The 15,866-nt window shown below is 69.1% G+C and carries 18 protein-coding genes and 1 pseudogene; 7 read left to right on the top strand and 12 right to left on the bottom strand.

The window, feature by feature from the left end; translation table 11 throughout:
• Window positions 1-5: 5 nt before the first annotated feature.
• Complete coding sequence (locus QSU92_RS04580; protein ID WP_289265002.1) at window positions 6-1,130, bottom strand: alpha/beta fold hydrolase; 1,125 nt, start codon at window positions 1,128-1,130, stop codon at window positions 6-8.
• Window positions 1,131-1,226: 96 nt separating this feature from the next.
• Between QSU92_RS04580 and proC the strand changes: the two genes are divergently transcribed.
• A complete protein-coding gene (gene proC / locus QSU92_RS04575; protein WP_289265001.1) occupies window positions 1,227-2,069 on the top strand; it encodes a pyrroline-5-carboxylate reductase in 843 nt (280 codons plus the stop codon).
• Between the two features lie 28 nt (window positions 2,070-2,097).
• On the opposite strand, the gene QSU92_RS04570 is transcribed toward proC, so the two are convergent.
• The 3 genes from QSU92_RS04570 to QSU92_RS04560 all read right to left on the bottom strand — a co-directional run bounded on the left by QSU92_RS04570 (window position 2,098) and on the right by QSU92_RS04560 (window position 4,732).
• Entirely contained in the window at window positions 2,098-2,475 is a 378-nt protein-coding gene (locus QSU92_RS04570) for a nuclear transport factor 2 family protein (protein WP_289265000.1), read from the bottom strand.
• A 156-nt stretch (window positions 2,476-2,631) separates the two neighbouring features.
• Window positions 2,632-3,303, bottom strand: a complete 672-nt coding sequence (locus tag QSU92_RS04565) for a potassium channel family protein (protein WP_124294084.1) — start codon at window positions 3,301-3,303, stop codon at window positions 2,632-2,634.
• Window positions 3,296-4,732: a TrkH family potassium uptake protein gene (locus QSU92_RS04560; protein ID WP_289264999.1), complete on the bottom strand. Its 1,437-nt coding sequence runs from the start codon at window positions 4,730-4,732 to the stop codon at window positions 3,296-3,298. Before QSU92_RS04560 ends, QSU92_RS04565 begins: the two co-directional genes overlap by 8 nt.
• 69 nt (window positions 4,733-4,801) lie before the next feature.
• Here QSU92_RS04560 and QSU92_RS04555 point away from each other — a divergent pair, with 69 nt between their 5' ends.
• Window positions 4,802-5,215 carry an ArsR/SmtB family transcription factor gene (locus tag QSU92_RS04555; protein WP_289264998.1) on the top strand — a complete coding sequence of 138 codons (414 nt, stop codon included), beginning with the start codon at window positions 4,802-4,804 and terminating at the stop codon, window positions 5,213-5,215.
• A 6-nt stretch (window positions 5,216-5,221) separates the two neighbouring features.
• Here QSU92_RS04555 and QSU92_RS04550 read toward each other — a convergent pair whose 3' ends face one another.
• Both QSU92_RS04550 and QSU92_RS04545 read right to left on the bottom strand, forming a co-directional pair.
• Window positions 5,222-6,019, bottom strand: a complete 798-nt coding sequence (locus QSU92_RS04550) for an ABC transporter permease (RefSeq protein WP_289264997.1) — start codon at window positions 6,017-6,019, stop codon at window positions 5,222-5,224.
• Window positions 6,016-6,936, bottom strand: a complete 921-nt coding sequence (locus tag QSU92_RS04545; RefSeq protein ID WP_479724391.1) for an ATP-binding cassette domain-containing protein — start codon at window positions 6,934-6,936, stop codon at window positions 6,016-6,018. The genes QSU92_RS04550 and QSU92_RS04545 overlap by 4 nt, the downstream gene beginning before the upstream one ends.
• Before the next feature lie 82 nt (window positions 6,937-7,018).
• On the opposite strand from QSU92_RS04545, the gene QSU92_RS04540 reads away from it, so the two are divergent.
• The 5 genes from QSU92_RS04540 to QSU92_RS04520 all read left to right on the top strand — a co-directional run bounded on the left by QSU92_RS04540 (window position 7,019) and on the right by QSU92_RS04520 (window position 9,172).
• Window positions 7,019-7,954 carry a TetR/AcrR family transcriptional regulator gene (locus tag QSU92_RS04540; RefSeq protein ID WP_289264995.1) on the top strand — a complete coding sequence of 312 codons (936 nt, stop codon included), beginning with the start codon at window positions 7,019-7,021 and terminating at the stop codon, window positions 7,952-7,954.
• 125 nt (window positions 7,955-8,079) lie between these two features.
• Window positions 8,080-8,271, top strand: a complete 192-nt coding sequence (locus QSU92_RS04535) for a helix-turn-helix domain-containing protein (protein ID WP_124294081.1) — start codon at window positions 8,080-8,082, stop codon at window positions 8,269-8,271.
• 83 nt (window positions 8,272-8,354) lie between these two features.
• Entirely contained in the window at window positions 8,355-8,453 is a 99-nt protein-coding gene (locus tag QSU92_RS04530; RefSeq protein ID WP_003792170.1) for a 30S ribosomal protein bS22, read from the top strand.
• Window positions 8,454-8,540: 87 nt separating this feature from the next.
• A complete protein-coding gene (locus tag QSU92_RS04525) occupies window positions 8,541-8,834 on the top strand; it encodes a rhodanese-like domain-containing protein (protein ID WP_289264994.1) in 294 nt (97 codons plus the stop codon).
• Window positions 8,835-8,914: 80 nt separating this feature from the next.
• Window positions 8,915-9,172 carry a glutaredoxin family protein gene (locus tag QSU92_RS04520; protein ID WP_289264993.1) on the top strand — a complete coding sequence of 86 codons (258 nt, stop codon included), beginning with the start codon at window positions 8,915-8,917 and terminating at the stop codon, window positions 9,170-9,172.
• 3 nt (window positions 9,173-9,175) lie between these two features.
• On the opposite strand, the gene QSU92_RS04515 is transcribed toward QSU92_RS04520, so the two are convergent.
• From QSU92_RS04515 to QSU92_RS04490, 6 genes and pseudogenes are all read right to left on the bottom strand, one after another.
• The gene (locus QSU92_RS04515; protein WP_289264992.1) at window positions 9,176-10,366 is read right to left on the bottom strand and encodes a mechanosensitive ion channel family protein; all 1,191 of its coding nucleotides are present in this window, start codon (window positions 10,364-10,366) and stop codon (window positions 9,176-9,178) included.
• 89 nt (window positions 10,367-10,455) lie between these two features.
• Window positions 10,456-11,475: an ABC transporter ATP-binding protein gene (locus QSU92_RS04510; RefSeq protein ID WP_333783444.1), complete on the bottom strand. Its 1,020-nt coding sequence runs from the start codon at window positions 11,473-11,475 to the stop codon at window positions 10,456-10,458.
• Between the two features lie 96 nt (window positions 11,476-11,571).
• Window positions 11,572-12,411: an ABC transporter permease gene (locus QSU92_RS04505; protein WP_289264990.1), complete on the bottom strand. Its 840-nt coding sequence runs from the start codon at window positions 12,409-12,411 to the stop codon at window positions 11,572-11,574.
• Entirely contained in the window at window positions 12,408-13,322 is a 915-nt protein-coding gene (locus tag QSU92_RS04500) for an ABC transporter permease (RefSeq protein ID WP_289264989.1), read from the bottom strand. Before QSU92_RS04500 ends, QSU92_RS04505 begins: the two co-directional genes overlap by 4 nt.
• A 38-nt stretch (window positions 13,323-13,360) precedes the next feature.
• Window positions 13,361-14,509: an ABC transporter substrate-binding protein gene (locus QSU92_RS04495; RefSeq protein ID WP_289264988.1), complete on the bottom strand. Its 1,149-nt coding sequence runs from the start codon at window positions 14,507-14,509 to the stop codon at window positions 13,361-13,363.
• Window positions 14,510-14,654: 145 nt separating this feature from the next.
• Window positions 14,655-15,769: pseudogene (locus QSU92_RS04490) on the bottom strand (ScyD/ScyE family protein).
• Window positions 15,770-15,866 lie beyond the last annotated feature (97 nt).

The following is a 15,866-nucleotide window of genomic DNA, read 5'->3' as shown; positions in this document are numbered from 1 at the left end:
ACCCGTCAGTCGGCCGAGCGGATGACGATCGCCTCGGTGGGCGGCGCGTCGGGACGGTCGCCGGTGTAGCCGATCGTCAGGAGCAGTGCGCGACGGAACTCGTCGGGCCGCTCGAGGTGCGGGGCGTGCCCGGTGCCCTCGAGTTCGACCTCGGTGACATCGCCGCCACCCGCCTGGTATGCCTTCAGCACATCGCGGGTCTGCGAGATCATCTCCTGCGCGGGGGCGACGTCGGCGCCGGGCCAGCCCGGGACGATTCCGAGGGCGCCGAGGTGATTGAAGTCGTAGAACGAGCCGTCGGCGACGATCGCGTCGACGCTTCCGTGGACCCACAGAATCGGCGGCTTGTCGTCGAGGTCGACGATGCCGGACACGTCGAAGTACTTCGGCGCCATGGTGTTGAGCACCCCGAGGTGTCCCGCTCCGAATCCCGGCCAGTTCTGGCTGGGCACCGAGTTGCCGGGATAGTTCCCCTCCGCCGTGGAGGTGGTGAGCATCGACTCGACGAAGACGTCTTCATGAGGCGTCGTGAATCCGGGCGCGACGTAGGCGGCGCGGAAGACGCTGCGCGGCGAGGTCTGGGCGGCGTCGCCGGTGTCGTGCGCGATGAGACGTTCGACGAAGTCGGGATTCGCCCCGCCGCCACCGCAGCCGGCGTCGTCGTCGGTGAGGCGCGAGCCGTCGCGGCGCGTGCCGCCGAAGCCGTACGGCGAGACGGGGGCCTGCAGGGTCAGGCTCAGCACCGGGTGATCGAGCGCGTACTGCATCACGACGCCACCCCCCATCGACCAGCCGACGAAGTGCGCGGTGGGGATCCCGAGCGCCTGCAGCACGGCGAAGATGTCGTCGCTGAAATCGCGGACACCTCGCGTCGCGTCGACGGGGGTGTGCTCACTGCCGCCGAAGCCGCGAAGGTCGATCGCGATCACTCGCAGATCGCTCGGAAGATCGAGCATGGTGGGCTGCCAGAAGAGTGCCGACGAGACGTTGCCGTGCACCAGGACCACCGTCTTCTGCGGTGTCGTCTCGGGGTCGTCACCGCGGCGTTCGAGGACGTTGATCGCCACGTCGCGCGTGTCGATGATTCGTGAGGTGATGCCGTCGAAGAGCGAATTCGGGGGCGTGATCATCGCAGTCTCCTTCTCGCCCGGAGCGTCCACGCCCCGCCGTTTCGACTATAGCCCGGGCCCTCGGGCGCGTCGGGGGTGGGTTCGTAGGATGGCGGCATGACCGACGCCTACGCACTCCCGTCCATCGCCGTTCTCGGAGCAGGGTCGATGGGAGGAGCGGTCCTCCGCGGTGTTGCGGCGTCGGCGCTCGCGACGGAGGGGATCGTCGCGACGAATCGCTCCCGCGGGAAGGCCGAGGAGCTGGCATCCGTCCCATCGGTGACCAGTCTCGCCCTCGAGGACGAGCCCGGCGCGAATGTGCGGGCGACGGCGAGGGCCGACATCGTGCTCGTCGGGGTGAAGCCCGCGATGGTGCCCGACCTTCTTCGCGAGATCGGCCCGCACCTGCGTGCCGGCACGATCGTCGTGAGCCTCGCAGCCGGGGTCACGCTGGCGACGTTCCAGGAGATCCTGGGGACGGATGTCACGGTGTTCCGTGCCATGCCCAACACGCCGGCGCTCGTCGGCAAGGCCGTCACCGGGCTTGCTGCCGGGACGAGCGCGACCGAGGACGATACCCGCGTCGTCCGTCGCCTGTTCGAGACCGTGGGGACGGTGATCGAGCTGCCCGAAGAGCAGATCGACGCACTGTCGACGATCTCGGGGTCGGGCCCGGCGTACGTGTTCCTCCTCATCGAGGAGCTGACGCGCGCGGCAATCGGCAAGGGCTTCGGCGAGGCGGAAGCCCGCGTGATGGTGGAACAGACCTTCGCCGGGGCGACGGCGCTGCTGGCGGCCACGGGGGAGGACCCCGCCGAGCTGCGGCGGCGTGTCACGAGTCCGAAGGGCACGACCGAGCGCGCGGTCGCGGTGCTGCAGGACGCTCGCCTGGACGAAGTGTTCGCGCGCGCGACCGACGCTGCGCTCGCACGCGCGAAAGAGCTCGCCGCAGGGTCGTGAGGCTGCCTGGCGGGTTCCGCGACGCGCGTCAGCTGGTCTTCGAGCGGTCCATCCACCATTCGACGAACGACCGAGCCCGGCCGTCCTCGGCGAGGTCGACCACCCAGAGGTTGCTGTAGCTCCGGCCACCCGTGTAGACCGTCTCGGCCTGGATGAACGCACGGTCGCCGTCGACGCCCGCGACGTCCCAGGCGAAGGTGAAGGAGTCGGGCTCGTCCTGTCGTCGCAGCCACTCGGCGACGATCGCCTCGTGACCGGTGAACGCCGTCGTCCAGGGTTCGAAGCGCAGCTCTGCATCCTCGGTGAAGAGGCCTCGGATGTCGTCGGGCTCGTTCGAGCGCCAGGCGACGAGGTAGGCGTCGATGAAGCGGCGCGCCGCGGCATCCGTCTGCTGTCTGTCCGTCATGCGGGCATTCTGACGCGGACTTCCGACAGCCGCGACGGGGTTGACGGTGTCGACGTGTGCGTAACTCCTGCAATCTGTGCGCTGCGAGACGGTGGAACCGGTTCCACACGGCCGTCCGGCCGATTCTCGAGGAATTGTGCAGGAGTTGGGGACCGGTCAGCGGTCGAGGGCCGCGAACCGCTCGATGTCGGAGTTGGTGCCCGAGACGATGATGAGGTCGTGGTTGGTGACGACCGTGTTGGCCTCCGCGTAGCGGAACGGCTTGCCGGGGCTCTTCACCCCGACGACGGTGACGTTGTACTTGGTGCGGACGCCCGATTCGTTCAGGCCCACGCCGCGGATGAACTTCGGCGGGTACATCTTGGCCAGCACGAAATCGTCGTCGAATCGGATGAAGTCGAGCATGCGGCCGCTCACCAGGTGGGCGACGCGCTCGCCGGCTTCGCGCTCGGGGTAGATGACGTGGTTCGCGCCGACGCGGGCGAGGATCTTGCCGTGCGACTGCGAGACCGCCTTCGCCCAGATCTGCGGAACCTTCAGGTCGACGAGGTTGGCGGTGATGAGGACGGATGCCTCGATGAGCGACCCGACTGCGACGACGGCGACCTGGAAGTCCTGCGCACCGATCTGCTTCAGCGCATCGATGTTGCGCGCGTCGGCCTGGACGGTGTGAGTGACCCGGTCCGACCACTTCTGCACGAGCTCGAGGCTCTCGTCGATCGCGAGCACCTCGCGTTCCAGCCGGTCGAGCTCACCGGCGCACGCAGCGCCGAAGCGCCCGAGTCCGATGACGAGGACGGGCGCGTCCCCCCTGATGCGATCACCCAACGATCGGCCTTTCCACGGGCAGCGAGTAGAGCTGCGAACGGGATGACGCGGCCACGGCCGCGGCGAGAGTCACTGTACCAATGCGGCCCATGAAGATCGTCAACGCCTGAACGTAGACAGCGGAGTCGGGAAGCTCCATCGTCAGCCCGGTCGACAGGCCGACGGTGCCGAATGCGGAGATGACGTCGAAAAGCACCTCCGCGATGGGTGCCTTCGTGATCTGCGCGATCGTGATCGTCGACAGGGCGACGATCGTCGCGCCCCAGGCCACGACCGAGAGGGCCACGCGCTGCACGTCGCTGGGAATGCGGCGACCGAAGACCTCGACCGACTGGCGGCCTTTCGCCTCCGACCAGACCGCGAGGGCGAGGACGGCGAGGGTGGTGACCTTGATGCCTCCGGCGGTGGAGGCCGAGCCGCCGCCGACGAACATGAGCATCGACCCGACGACCTGCGACGAGCCGTACAGCTCACCGATGTCGACGACGGCGAATCCACCCGACCGTGTCATGGCGGAGAGGAAGAAGGCCTGGAAGGTGGTGTCCCAGGCGTCCATCGACCCGAAGGTTCCCGGGTTGGCGTATTCGAGGGTGAGGAACGCCCCGGCGCCCAGGACGAACAGCACCGTCGTGGTGATGAGCGTCAGCTTCGTGTGCAGCGACCACGCCTTCACGTGCCACACGTTCTTGTAGAGCGCGTAGATCACGGGGAAGCCGATGCTGCCGAGGAAGACCGCGATCATGAGGATCGTCAGCAGCACGTAGTCGTCGGCGAACGGTGCGATGCCCCCGACATTGGGCGTGAAGCCGGTGTTCGTGAACGCCGAGACCGCGTAGAACGGGGCCTCCCACAGCGCCTCGAGGGGACCGATGCCCGCGAGGAGCAGGCTCGGGTAGAGCGCGATCGCCACGACCGCTTCGATGAGCAGCGTGGACAGCGCGACTGTCCGCAGCAGCTGGCCGACCTCGCCGAGGCGCACCGCCTGACCTTCGTTCACCGGTCCGCCGTGGCTGCGCAGAGGGTTCGTGTCGCTGGCGGCGATGAGTTTCGCCCGTAGCCCGAGACGCTTGGAGATGATGAGGCCCAGGATCGAGGCCAGCGTCAGCACGCCCATGCCGCCGATGTTCATGCCGAGGAAGATGACGACCTTCCCGAACGGCGAGAAGGTCGTCGCGATGTCGACGGTGGTGAGGCCGGTGACGCAGATCGTCGACACCGCGGTGAACAGCGCATCGGCGAGGGGCAGTCGCCCCGCGTACGTCGACGCGGGCAACGACAGAAGCGCTGTGAAGACCAGGATCAGAGACGCGAAGACCAGCACCGCGAAGCGTGCGGGGGAGGATGTGGTGAGGTTTCGCAGCGCGTCCCAGGCGCGCTCGCCGAAGGCGAGGACTCGGCGCCATGCCGCACGTGCCTGGCCCGTCGGCATGCGCCGCCCCTTTCGCCGAGAAAACCTCAGTCATGGTACTCCGCCGCTGGGCGGCACTAACCTAATGCCATGGCGGACATCTTCGACGTGATCGCAGACGGCACGCGTCGCGACATCCTCAGGCTCCTGCTCGATCGCTCCACCGCCGGTGAGAACGGAACGAGCGTGTCGCAGATCGTCAGTTCCCTCGGTGTCAGCCAGCCGACGGTCTCCAAGCACCTGAAGGTGCTGCGCGAAGCGCACCTCGTCTCGGTGCGCGAGGTCGGCCAGCACCGGTACTACAGCCTCTTGGCGGCACCCCTGGACGAGGTGGACGACTGGCTCGTGCCGTTCCTCGACACCCCTGCACTCGTCGCCGCCGACGCCGCCGCGCTGATCTCTCTGCCCGAGCCCGCGGCGCACGCTGCCGAGCTCGTGGGGCGCGCCGCGGCATCCGCTCAGCACGCCGTCGCGAACGCGCTGAAGAAGCTGCCCGGCCGCTGAACCGCGTCAGCCGCGACGCGTACGACGACGGAACAGCCATGAGCCCCAGCCGATGGCGGCGGCGAGGATGACAGCACACCATCCGAGTGCCCACCAGAGTTCGTCACCGACCGCCTCGCGCATCAGAAAGGCCCGGATCGTCTCGATGATGGGGGTCACCGGCTGATTCGCCGCCACCCACTGCAGCCAGTCGGGCAGGGTCTCGACCCGCACGTAGGCGCTGGACAGGTACGGCAGGAACAACAGGATGAAGCCGTAGGCGTTCGCCCCCTCGGGGCTCCCGGCGGCAAGGCCGATGGCCGCGAACAGATACGTGATGGCGAGGATCCACAGCGCCACGACACCCAGTGCGCCGGCCCATCCCAGAAGGTCGGCTGTCGGTCGGAACCCGACGAGCAGCGCCACGCCGATGACGACCGCGGTGGCGACCAGGTTCCGCACGAGACTGGCGACGACGTGCCCGGTGAGCACGGCACTCGAGCGAAGGGGCATCGTGCGGAACCGGTCGATGATGCCGTTGCGCATGTCGCTGGCCACCGAGAGGGCGGTGGATGAAGCGCCGAACCCGGCGCACGTCAGGATGATGCCGGGTACGACGTAGTTCACGTAGTCGCCGGTGGGATCGATCGAGGCGCCGAAGACGAAGGTGAACATCAGCATGAGCAGGACCGGCAGGAGAATCGCCATCAGAAGCGACTCGCCGTCTCGGAGGGAGTGGATGAGGCTCCGGCCGACGAAGACGCGTTCGGCCGTCACGCCGGCGAGGCGGGGACGGACGGTAGGGGCTGCGGCCACGGTGGTCATGCGGGGATCCTGTCTTGACGGTCGCCGGGGGACGGCGTATCGGTCAGGGTGAAGAACACGTCATCGAGGGTCGGGCGGCGCAGGACGACGGTGCCGTCGAGGCCGGCGGCGTCGAGTTCATCGAGGGCCGCACGGACCGCTGAGAGGCTGCCGTCGGTCGGGATGTGGCCGCGCACCATCCCGTCGGCATCACGCACCTCGACGGACTCGTCGCCGACGCGGGCCTTCAACTCGGTCGGGGTGCCGAGGGCGACGATCCGCCCGCCGTTCAGCACCGCTATCCGGTCCGCGAGTTCGTCGGCTTCCTCGAGATACTGCGTGGTGAGGAGCACCGTGGTGCCCGCCTCGCGGAGCGAGCGGATCACCTGCCAGAGCTCGCGACGGCTGCGCGCGTCGAGGCCGGTGGTCGGTTCGTCGAGGAAGAGCACCTCGGGGCGCACGACGAAACTGAGGGCGAGGTCGAGACGTCGCCGCATGCCGCCCGAATACGTCCCGGCACGGCGCGCTCCGGCGTCGGCGAGGGCGAATCGTTCGAGCAGCTCGGCTGCGCGCGATCTCGCACGACGCCGTGACAGTCCGCACAGCCGCGCCACCATCACGAGGTTCTCGCGACCGCTGAGGACGTCGTCGACAGCGGCGGATTGGCCGGTGAGTGCGATGCGTCGTCTCACTTCATCGGGATGCGTGGCCACGTCCCAGCCCGCCACCAGCGCGCTGCCCCCGTCGAGGGATGAGAGCGTGGTGAGGATTTCGACGGTCGTCGTCTTCCCCGCCCCGTTCGCGCCGAGAAGCGCGAAGATCTCGCCCGGCGCAACGGCGAGGTCGATCTCGTCGAGGACTCGTCGCGAGCCGAAGCGCTTGACGACGCCCGTCATGCGGATCGCGGACTCGTCCGGTCCTCCGCGCCGTTCTTGCATGTCCATACCGCCTCCTATACGTCATAAACTGTTTATGACCGTAACATACTGTTTATTGCGTAGATAGTCCTAGAGTTGACGCATGACGGACGACGGCGATTTCGACCTTCCTCGCGGCGTCGCCCTCGCATGGGGCGTCGCGGCGAATCCGCAGCGGGGCCCGAAACGCGAGATGAGCGTCGAGCGGATCGTGGAGGCCGCGCTCGAGATCGCCGACTCGGACGGTCTGTCGGCGGTGTCCATGGCTGCGGTCGCAGCAAAGCTCGGTTACACGCCGATGTCGCTGTACCGCTACGTCAGTGCGAAGGAAGACCTCATCCTCCTGATGCAGGAGGATGCGACCGGTCTCCCGTCCGACGAGGCGAGGTCCGCGGGGCAGTGGAGGGATGGGATCCGCGCGCTCTACCGCGAGCAGGTGGCGCTGTACCTCGCGCACCCCTGGCTGCTGGATATTCCGATCACGGGCGCGCCGACCACGCCGAACAGCGCCGCGTGGATGGATGCGGGTCTTCATGTCCTCGCCGAGACGCCGCTTCCCGCCAGCGAGCGCCTCGCCGTGATTCTGCTGGTCACCGGCCACGCCCGATGGGCGGGGATCGTCTTCGCGGCGTATGCCCGCATCGAGCGGGAGCGAGGGACGGACTCCGATGCGGTCGCCCGAAGCGAAGACGCTGTGTTCCGCCACCTCATCACCGCCGACGCGTTCCCCGACCTGCGCGCCGCCATCGACGCGGGGGTCTTCCTCGATGAGGCGGACCCGTTCGCCTTCATCCTCGAACTCAGTCTTGACGGCGTCGCCGCCCACATCGACGCCCTCGCCGCCGACGGCGCCGTGCCCCCTGCCTCCGCTCCGTGGCCTGAATCCGACGACGCCGATATCGCCGACGACCGGCGATACCGCGAGGCTCGCCGCGGAGTCCGCCAGGCGGAGAAGGCGCTGCGAACGGCGCGGACGGCGATGCGAGTCGCGGCGCGCGAAGCCCGTGCGCGGCGCCCGAAGGGTTCCGCCGCGCAGTGAGCGTGTCACGCGCCGGCGGCTTGCGCAGAACTCACGAGTCACACGGGTTTACACGCGTCGCGGCGACCCCATAAAGTAGGCCCAGCAGAACTGCAAAAGCGAGCCGAGCGCCGGGAGGGGGCACCGTGGCTGATTTGCCGGATGTCCGCTTCCTCACCGTCGCTGAGGTGGCCGAGCTCATGCGGGTGTCGAAGATGACGGTCTACCGCCTCGTGCACGCCGGAGAGCTTCCCGCTGTCCGGTTCGGACGCAGCTACCGGGTGCCCGAATCGGCGGTCACCGAGGCCCTGCAGCGGCCGATCGCCGACGTCGGCTAGACTGACCCGAGGCATTTTCCGCTTTTGCCCGTTCCCGATCGTGCATGCCCGTGCGATCAGACCCCGACATAGTGAGGTTTTCCGTGGGTTCAGTCATCAAGAAGCGCCGCAAGCGCATGGCGAAGAAGAAGCACCGCAAGCTGCTTCGCAAGACTCGCCACCAGCGCCGCAACAAGAAGTAAGCGGCACCGACACCGAGCGCCTGTCCGATGGACGGGCGCTTCGTGTTCGTGGCGCCGTCCGCCCCGCATCCGACGTTCGGAGGAATCATGAAGACGATCACCGTTCAGGAACTGCAGCAGAATTCCGACGTTCCCCTCGTGGATGTCCGGGAGGAGCACGAGTTCGCCGAGGGCCGCGTACCGGGTGCCGTCAACCTGCCGATGTCGACACTCGGTGAGCGGATCGACGAGTTGCCCGAGGGGCCGTTCCGCGTCGTCTGCGCCCTGGGAGGGCGCTCGGCGCGCGTGGTCGAGGCGCTCGAGGCGCGGGGCTACGACGCCACCAACGTCGAGGGCGGCACGACGGCGTGGGCGGAGGCGGGTTTCCCCCTCGAGCGCTGACGCCGGTTTCGGGTGACGCCGGCGTGCGGCATCCGCCTTCGACGCCCCTGTCTCGGGCGCGCCACCGTAAAATAGCGGATGTGACCACGCTCACCGTCATCGGTAAACCCGACTGCCACCTGTGCGATGTCGCGCAGGGCATCGTCGAGGCCGTGGTCGCCGAGTTCCCCGAGAACGAGGTCGTGGTCGAGCACCGCTCCATCGTCGACGACCCCGCGCTGCACGCCGAATGGTGGGAGAAGATCCCCGTCGTGCTCATCGATGGGCGGCTTCACACCTACTGGCGCGTCTCGGCCGATCGCCTGAGCACCGCGCTCCGCGAAGCCAAGCAGTCCTGACGCTCAGCGCTCGCGCTCGTTCCCCGCACCGTCCCCGGCCCCGCCGACGACGGGGATCGCCTGGGTGAAGGCGCTCGCCCGCTCCTCCGCGTCGGCGCTGCCGGTGAACAGGCCACCGGTGTCGGGCCGCGGCTCGTCGGCTTCGGCCGTCTCGCCACCGCCCGTGACGGCCTCGGTGAGGAGCACCCGCTGGGTCGGGAGCGCGGTGGGCATCGTCCGCTGCATCCAGGTGACCATCGCCTCGCGCACCGCGCAGCGCAGGTCGAACAGGGTCGGCGCGTCGACCGCGGAGACGAGGATCCGCACCCGCACGTACCCGGCGACGGCATCGGTGACCTGCAGCACGGCGGTGCGCCCGTCCCACAGGTCGCTGTCGGCGACGACGCGGGTGAGCTGGTCGCGCATCTTCGACGGCGACACCCGCCAGTCGACGTCGAGCTCGACGGCGCCGAGTAGAGCGCTCCCCTGTCGGGTCCAGTTCTCGAAAGGGGTCGTGGTGAAGTACGTGCACGGCAGCACCAGGCGCCGCTCGTCCCAGAGATCGAGCACCACGTAGCTGAGCGTGATCTCACCGACCCGGCCCCACTCGCCCTCGACGACGACGACGTCATCGACCCGCAGCGCCTCGCTGAAGACGAGTTGGATGCCGGCGAACATGTTCGCCAGCACCGACTGGGCGGCAAGTCCGGCGATCACCGACGCGATACCGGCTGATGCCAGCACGCTCGCTCCCACCGCGCGCACCTCGGGGAAGGTCAGCAGGATCGCTCCGCCGGCGAGCACCACGATGATCGCGATGGCGAGGCGCCGGAGGATCAGCGTCTGCGTGCGGATCCGCCGCGCGACCCGGTTGTCGGGCACGTCGATGCGATAGCGGCCGAGCGCGAGGTCGGAGAGGAACAGCACCATCGCGCCGACCAGCCACGCCCCGACGATGATCGTCAGGATGCTCATCGCGTGATTGAGCGCCGGTTTCCACTCCGGGTCGGGGAAGGTCACCGCGATCGCGATCCACAGCGCGATCACCAGCACGAAGGCGCGGAAGGGCCGGCGTGCGCGGGTGATGAGGGATGCCGGCCACTGGCGCCTCCGCACGAACAGGCGCATCGCGCCGGTGACGATCAGCGCCAGCGCGACGGCCCCGATCACGGCGACGGCGATCGCGATGGCGAACTGCAGCCATTCCTGCCACATGGGGGATCCTCCGTTCGGGGTCGGCGGAACACCGCCTGAGGCGACCCTCTCACCCGGTGGCCCGCCGACGGCGGATATCGCTCGGCGCTTCAGTCGCGCGACCGCACCACCACCGGCTCCGGCGTGAGCGCGATGCGCACCCGGTCGCCGAACTCGACCCGCTCCGCCACCGGGTGCTGCACCTGCACGAGCGATCCGTCGGCGGTGTGCACGAGCGTGCGGCGTGAGCTGCCGAGGAAGGTGCTCTCCTGCACCACCGCGTCCACGCCTGCCTCGCCCGCAGCGCCGAGTCTGACGTTCTCGGGACGGAGGAACACCTCGACCTCGCCGGCGGAAGAGGGCGCGCCCTCGGTGACGCGCAGCGGCAGCGACATGCCCCACACCTCGACCACGTCGCCCGTGACGGTGCCGGGCACGACGCTCGACACCCCGACGAACGCCGCGACATACGGCGTCGTCGGCCGGAGGTACAGGTCCTCGGGGGTGCCGATCTGCTCGATGCGACCGATGTTCATCACCGCGATGCGGTCGGAGACGGCCAAGGCCTCCTCCTGGTCGTGAGTGACGAAGACCGTGGTGATGCCCAGACGCAGCTGGATGCGACGGATCTCGTCGCGCAGCTGGACCCGCACCTTGGCGTCGAGGGCCGACAGCGGTTCGTCGAGCAGCAGCACCCGCGGCTCGGTGACGAGCGCGCGGGCCAGGGCCACGCGCTGCTGCTGGCCGCCCGAGAGCTGGTGGGGGAAGCGGTCTGCCAGGTGGCCGAGTCCGACCAGCTCGAGCGCGTCGGAAGCGCGCGCCGAGGCATCCCTCTTCCCCACTCCCCGCCGGCGCAGCCCGAAGGCGGTGTTGTCGAGGGCACGCAGATGGGGGAAGAGCGAGTAGGACTGGAACACCATGCCGATGTCGCGCCTGTTGGTGGGGACGGATGACACGTCGTTGCCGCCGAGCAGGATCTGTCCTTCTGTCGCCCGCTCGAGTCCCGCGAGCACGCGGAGCGCCGTGGTCTTGCCGCATCCTGACGGGCCGAGCAGTGAGACGAACTCACCCGGCGCGATGTCGAGGTCGACACCGTGCAGCACACGCGTCGCACCGTAGTCCTTCACCACGGTGCGCAGGCTCGACCCGGGTGCCGGTACCCGCGTCGGCGAGGAGGGCGTTGTCGGCGGTGGCGGGGAGGGTGCGGGGGCTGGTGTCGGAGGTCGTCACGAGCGGCTCCTTCGAAGAGGACGGCGGGGCGAAGCGGTGCGGGGCGAGACGGAGCCACCGACCCGGCCGGCGCGCCCGATGACGAGCAGCAGCACGAACGCGAAGGCGAGGGCGAGCAGGGTGAAGATGGCCGCGGCGTAGGCATCCTGTCGGTTGATGACGACGAGTCCCGTCTGCAGCACCTGGCGGTTCAGCAGCGACGCGATGGTGAACTCGCCGAGGACTACGGCGACCGAGATGAGGGATGCGGCGAGCAGCCCCTGACGCAGGTTCGGAGCGATCACGCGGACGAGCACAGTGAACCAGCCGGCGCCGAGCGTTCGCGCAGCCTCGGCGAGGGTCTTCACGTCGACGGCATCGATGGAGGCCTGGATCGAGCGATAGGTGAAGGGGAGCACGAGGATGCCGTACGCGAAGGCGAGCGTCCACGCGCCGGTACCGAGGGTGCGGCCGATCTGCAGGTAGATCGGGGCGAGCCCCACGACCAGCACGATGGCGGGGATCGTGATGGGCAGGAGGGCGAGGAACTCGAACCCGCGACGGAGTTTCGGGAACTTCAGCGCCACGAGCACCATCGTCGGGGTGAAGAGGAACAGCACGATCAGCACCGTCACCGCGGCGAGGACGAGCGAGTTGCCCAGGCCCGTCCAGATCGGCGCATACCTCGAGGCGTTCTCGGGGTCGAAGACCGACTGCCAGCGCTCGAACGTGTAGCCGTCGCCGGCGGGCGAGGACAGGGTGAACAGGAAGGTCGCGACGAAGGGCACCGCGAAGACGAGACCGACGACGAGGCCGATGAGCCACCGGACCACCGGTGAAGGAGCGATACCTCTCATGCCTGCCACCTCGCCGTCCGGCGCTGGATCAGCGAGTACAGCCACATGACGACGGCGACGACGACGATCATGCCGAGCGCGAGGGCGCCGGCCAGGTTCTCCCTGCCGAGCACGGTCTCGCTCGTGAGCGCGGCGCGAATCTGCAGCGGCACGATCTGCGAGCCCTGACTCGCCAGTGCCGCTGCCGTGGCGTACGACGAGAACGCGTTGGCGAACAGCAGCAGCAGGCTCGCGAGGAACGACGGAGCGAGCACGGGGAAGCCGACGTGCCGCCAGAACCCGCCGCGGGTGCCGCCGAGGGTGAGGTGCGCCTCGAACCACTGCGGACGGAGCGCGGCGAGGGCGGGCATGAAGGTGATCACCATGAGCGGTATCTGGAAGACGAGGTAGGCGGGGATGAGGCCGGGGAGGGCGTAGATCCACGCGCCGCCGGCGAAGATGTCGATGCCGAGCGCGTCGCGGAGGAAGCGCGTGACGATGCCCTGAGTGCCGATCGTGGCGATCATCGCGAAGGCGAGCATGACCCCGCCGAACTGGGCGAGAACGCCGGATGCCGCGTCGACCGTGGTGCGGATGGCGCCGGTGTCGGGCAGGCCGAGCATCGCGTAGCACACCGCCGCTCCCACGACCGCGCCGACGACGGCGGTGAGAAGGGAGATCCAGGTCGAGTTGACGAACGTGGTGATGATGACCGGATCGCCGAGCGCCGCGATGTTCGCCAGGGTGAATGCGCCGTCGCCGTCGAAGAGCCCCGAGGCGATGGCGAGGACCGTGGGGAGGGCGAGGAACAGCAGAACGTAGACGGCGAACGGGGTGAGGCCGAGCCACGACCAGTCGCGGAAGTGGTCCGCCCGGGCGGCGCGGCGCTGCCGCGCCGGAACCTGGGGCTCCGGCGCGGCGGCACTCGTCACGTCTGCGGGAGATTCCCCGGCGTGAGCGGGGGCCTGGGTCACTGGACCGCCGCTGCCCACTCCTGGCCGAGGAGCTCGCCGGCCGCGGCGCTCTGCTCCTCGGTCGGCACGACGGTGTCCTCCGGAGCCTCGGGCAGGGCTGCCGCGAGCTCCTCGTCGATCGTGCCGGCCCCGATCATCGCATCCATCCGCACGGGGCGGGCCCCGCCCTTGAGCCAGAGGTTCTGCACCTCGTCGCTGTAGAGGAACTCCTGCCACAGGCGAGCGGCGGCGGGGTTCGGTGCATCCTTGTTGATCGCCTGGTTGTAGTAGCCGGCGTACCCGGTGCCGGGGAAGACCACGACCTCCCATGCGGGGTTGTCGGCGGAGTGCGAGGCGTTGAGGTAATCCCAGTCGAACACCACCGGGGTCTCACCGCTGGCGACCGTCGCCGAGGTGACGTCGAGCTTCAACAGGTTGCCGGCGGCGTTGAGTTCGGAGAAGAAGTCGATTCCGGACTGGAAGTCATCGAGGTCGCCGCCCGTCTGCACGGTGGCAAGGCCCACGGCCGCGAACGCGGCGCCGGCCTGCGTCGGATCGCCGTTCAGCGCGACCGAGCCGCGGTAGTCGTCACCGAGCAGGTCCTCGATGGTCTCGGGCGCGGGGAAGCGCGACGAGTCGTAGCCGACCGACATGTAGCCGCCGTAGTCACCGACGAAGAGGCCGTCGGGGTGCTTCAGGGCGTCGGGGATGTCGTCCCAGGTCTCCACCTGGTAAGGGGCGAAGTAGTCGGTGCTCTGCAGCGCCACGGTGAGGCCGAGGTCGAACACGTCCGGTGCGGTGTCAAGGCCCTGATTGGTCTCGGCCGCCTGGATCTCCTCGGCGCTGGAAGCGTCGGGCGACTGCTCGTTGACGGTGATCTCGGGGTAGCGCTCCGTGAAGAGGTCGATGATCTCGCCGTAATTCGCCCAGTCGCGGGGGAGGGCGATGACGTTCAGCTGGCCTTCGGCCTTGGCGGCCTCTTCGAGGTCCTCGAACGTGCCGAAGTCTTCCAGGCTCGTCGCCGTGGCGGCGTCGACGCCGGAGTCGGACGACGCATCGCCGGAGCCTGCGGCGGCGCCGCCGCAGCCGGCGAGCGTGACCGCGGCGGCGGTGGCCAGGGCCAGGGCGGCGAGCGTGCGCGCCGCCGGGCGAGGGGTGCGTGACATGGAGTTTGTTCCTCTCGGGTGAGCGCACCGCCGTGTCGCGCCGAAACGCGTGCGATGCGGGAGACGAGAGGAAAGCTAGGGCCGTCCGGTTACGGACGGCCCTAGCTTGAGTGAACCGGCGGTGTTCGGCCGGTAGCCGGATACGTCAGCGGAGCGAGAGAGAGAGCACCTCGCCACCGCCAGGGAGCACCGCGCCGACGCTCACGTACGCGGTCTTGCCGGTGATCGCGACGCCATAGGGGGCGAAGAGACCGGACAGGACAGCGGGGTGGTTCTCGCTGCCGGGGACAACCTGGCGAAGAGAGCCGATCGGTGATTCGCTCTCGAGGAAGCTCCCGTCGTTGAACTGGACGGCATACAGCGTGCGGTGCTGCCATGCCAGGCTGGTGACATTGCTCAGCCCGCTGGCGTAGATCGTCGGCTCCTGGCCGGGCACCACGCGCCAGATGCGCGACTCACCGACCGGGAACGGGAAGCCGAGGAGCTCGGAGACGTAGTACGCCCCGTCCGGGCCCTGAACGACGTTCGTGGGAACGGATTCCGCCGGGATCGGGTCGCCGCCGCCGGGCGGCGGGCCGAACGCCGGGGGAGCACGGCGATCGTGGCGTCGGGGAGATTGCCTCCGACCTCGACGATCGCGTTGGCGCCGGCATCCGCGACCACCCAGCGCTTGCTGTTGACGTCCGCGAACCCGTTGGGGTTGGAGTCGACCGCGCCGCCGTCGGGGTTGTTGGCGTCCTCGTAGGCTGTGATGTCCTCGGTGATGCTCAGCGACTGGCCGAGACGTCCGGTGAGGATGGTGCCGAGCTCCGCGCCGTCCGGTCCGAGGGTCGCTCGCGTCTCACCGTTGCCGCCGAGCCCCATGAGCACCGCGACGTTGCCGCCGCGCACGCTCACCGCCGACGGACCGGTGGCCGCCGACCCGTCGGGGCCGGCGAGAGACGCGAGACCCGTGACGACCCGGGTCTGAGTGCCACGCTGGATCTGCGTGACAGCTCCGGTGTCACCGAGGCATACCGAGCCCTCGGGGTCTTCCGGGTTCACCAGGCAGGGCCCGTCTCCGCCGGTGCCGGCCTCGGCGACGTACACCGCGCCGCCCGCGCCGATCGAGAGCTGCCTCGGGTTGTCCAAGCCGCTGGCGACGACCGTGGCCTGCGGTGCGGCGGTCGCCGTCGCGCCGCCCGTCGCAACGGCGACGGCTGCGGCAGCGGCCGTGAGAAGGGCCAGGGCAGCCCGTGTGCGGAGTCTCCGTCGACTCATGTGATCCCCCATCTGATCAGGGGAAAGGGCCCGATGTCCCTATCCCGCGCACAGCATGGCGGGAGACCGGAGGAACCGCAAGGGGAAGCGTCCCGGA

This window comes from Microbacterium sp. ET2, assembly GCF_030347395.1.
Classification (GTDB): domain Bacteria; phylum Actinomycetota; class Actinomycetes; order Actinomycetales; family Microbacteriaceae; genus Microbacterium; species Microbacterium albipurpureum.
This window is presented reverse-complemented; position numbering and strand designations above follow the sequence as displayed.

Coding starts and splice junctions, on each gene's coding strand:
- QSU92_RS04505 (WP_289264990.1), bottom strand. CDS start 12,411: ATGAGAGGTATCGCTCCTTCACCGGTGGTCCGGTGGCTCATCGGCCTC.
- proC (WP_289265001.1), top strand. CDS start 1,227: ATGACCGACGCCTACGCACTCCCGTCCATCGCCGTTCTCGGAGCAGGG.
- QSU92_RS04550 (WP_289264997.1), bottom strand. CDS start 6,019: ATGACCACCGTGGCCGCAGCCCCTACCGTCCGTCCCCGCCTCGCCGGC.
- QSU92_RS04515 (WP_289264992.1), bottom strand. CDS start 10,366: ATGTGGCAGGAATGGCTGCAGTTCGCCATCGCGATCGCCGTCGCCGTG.
- QSU92_RS04580 (WP_289265002.1), bottom strand. CDS start 1,130: ATGATCACGCCCCCGAATTCGCTCTTCGACGGCATCACCTCACGAATC.
- QSU92_RS04570 (WP_289265000.1), bottom strand. CDS start 2,475: ATGACGGACAGACAGCAGACGGATGCCGCGGCGCGCCGCTTCATCGAC.
- QSU92_RS04525 (WP_289264994.1), top strand. CDS start 8,541: ATGAAGACGATCACCGTTCAGGAACTGCAGCAGAATTCCGACGTTCCC.
- QSU92_RS04495 (WP_289264988.1), bottom strand. CDS start 14,509: ATGTCACGCACCCCTCGCCCGGCGGCGCGCACGCTCGCCGCCCTGGCC.
- QSU92_RS04540 (WP_289264995.1), top strand. CDS start 7,019: ATGACGGACGACGGCGATTTCGACCTTCCTCGCGGCGTCGCCCTCGCA.
- QSU92_RS04560 (WP_289264999.1), bottom strand. CDS start 4,732: ATGCCGACGGGCCAGGCACGTGCGGCATGGCGCCGAGTCCTCGCCTTC.
- QSU92_RS04555 (WP_289264998.1), top strand. CDS start 4,802: ATGGCGGACATCTTCGACGTGATCGCAGACGGCACGCGTCGCGACATC.
- QSU92_RS04545 (WP_479724391.1), bottom strand. CDS start 6,936: ATGCAAGAACGGCGCGGAGGACCGGACGAGTCCGCGATCCGCATGACG.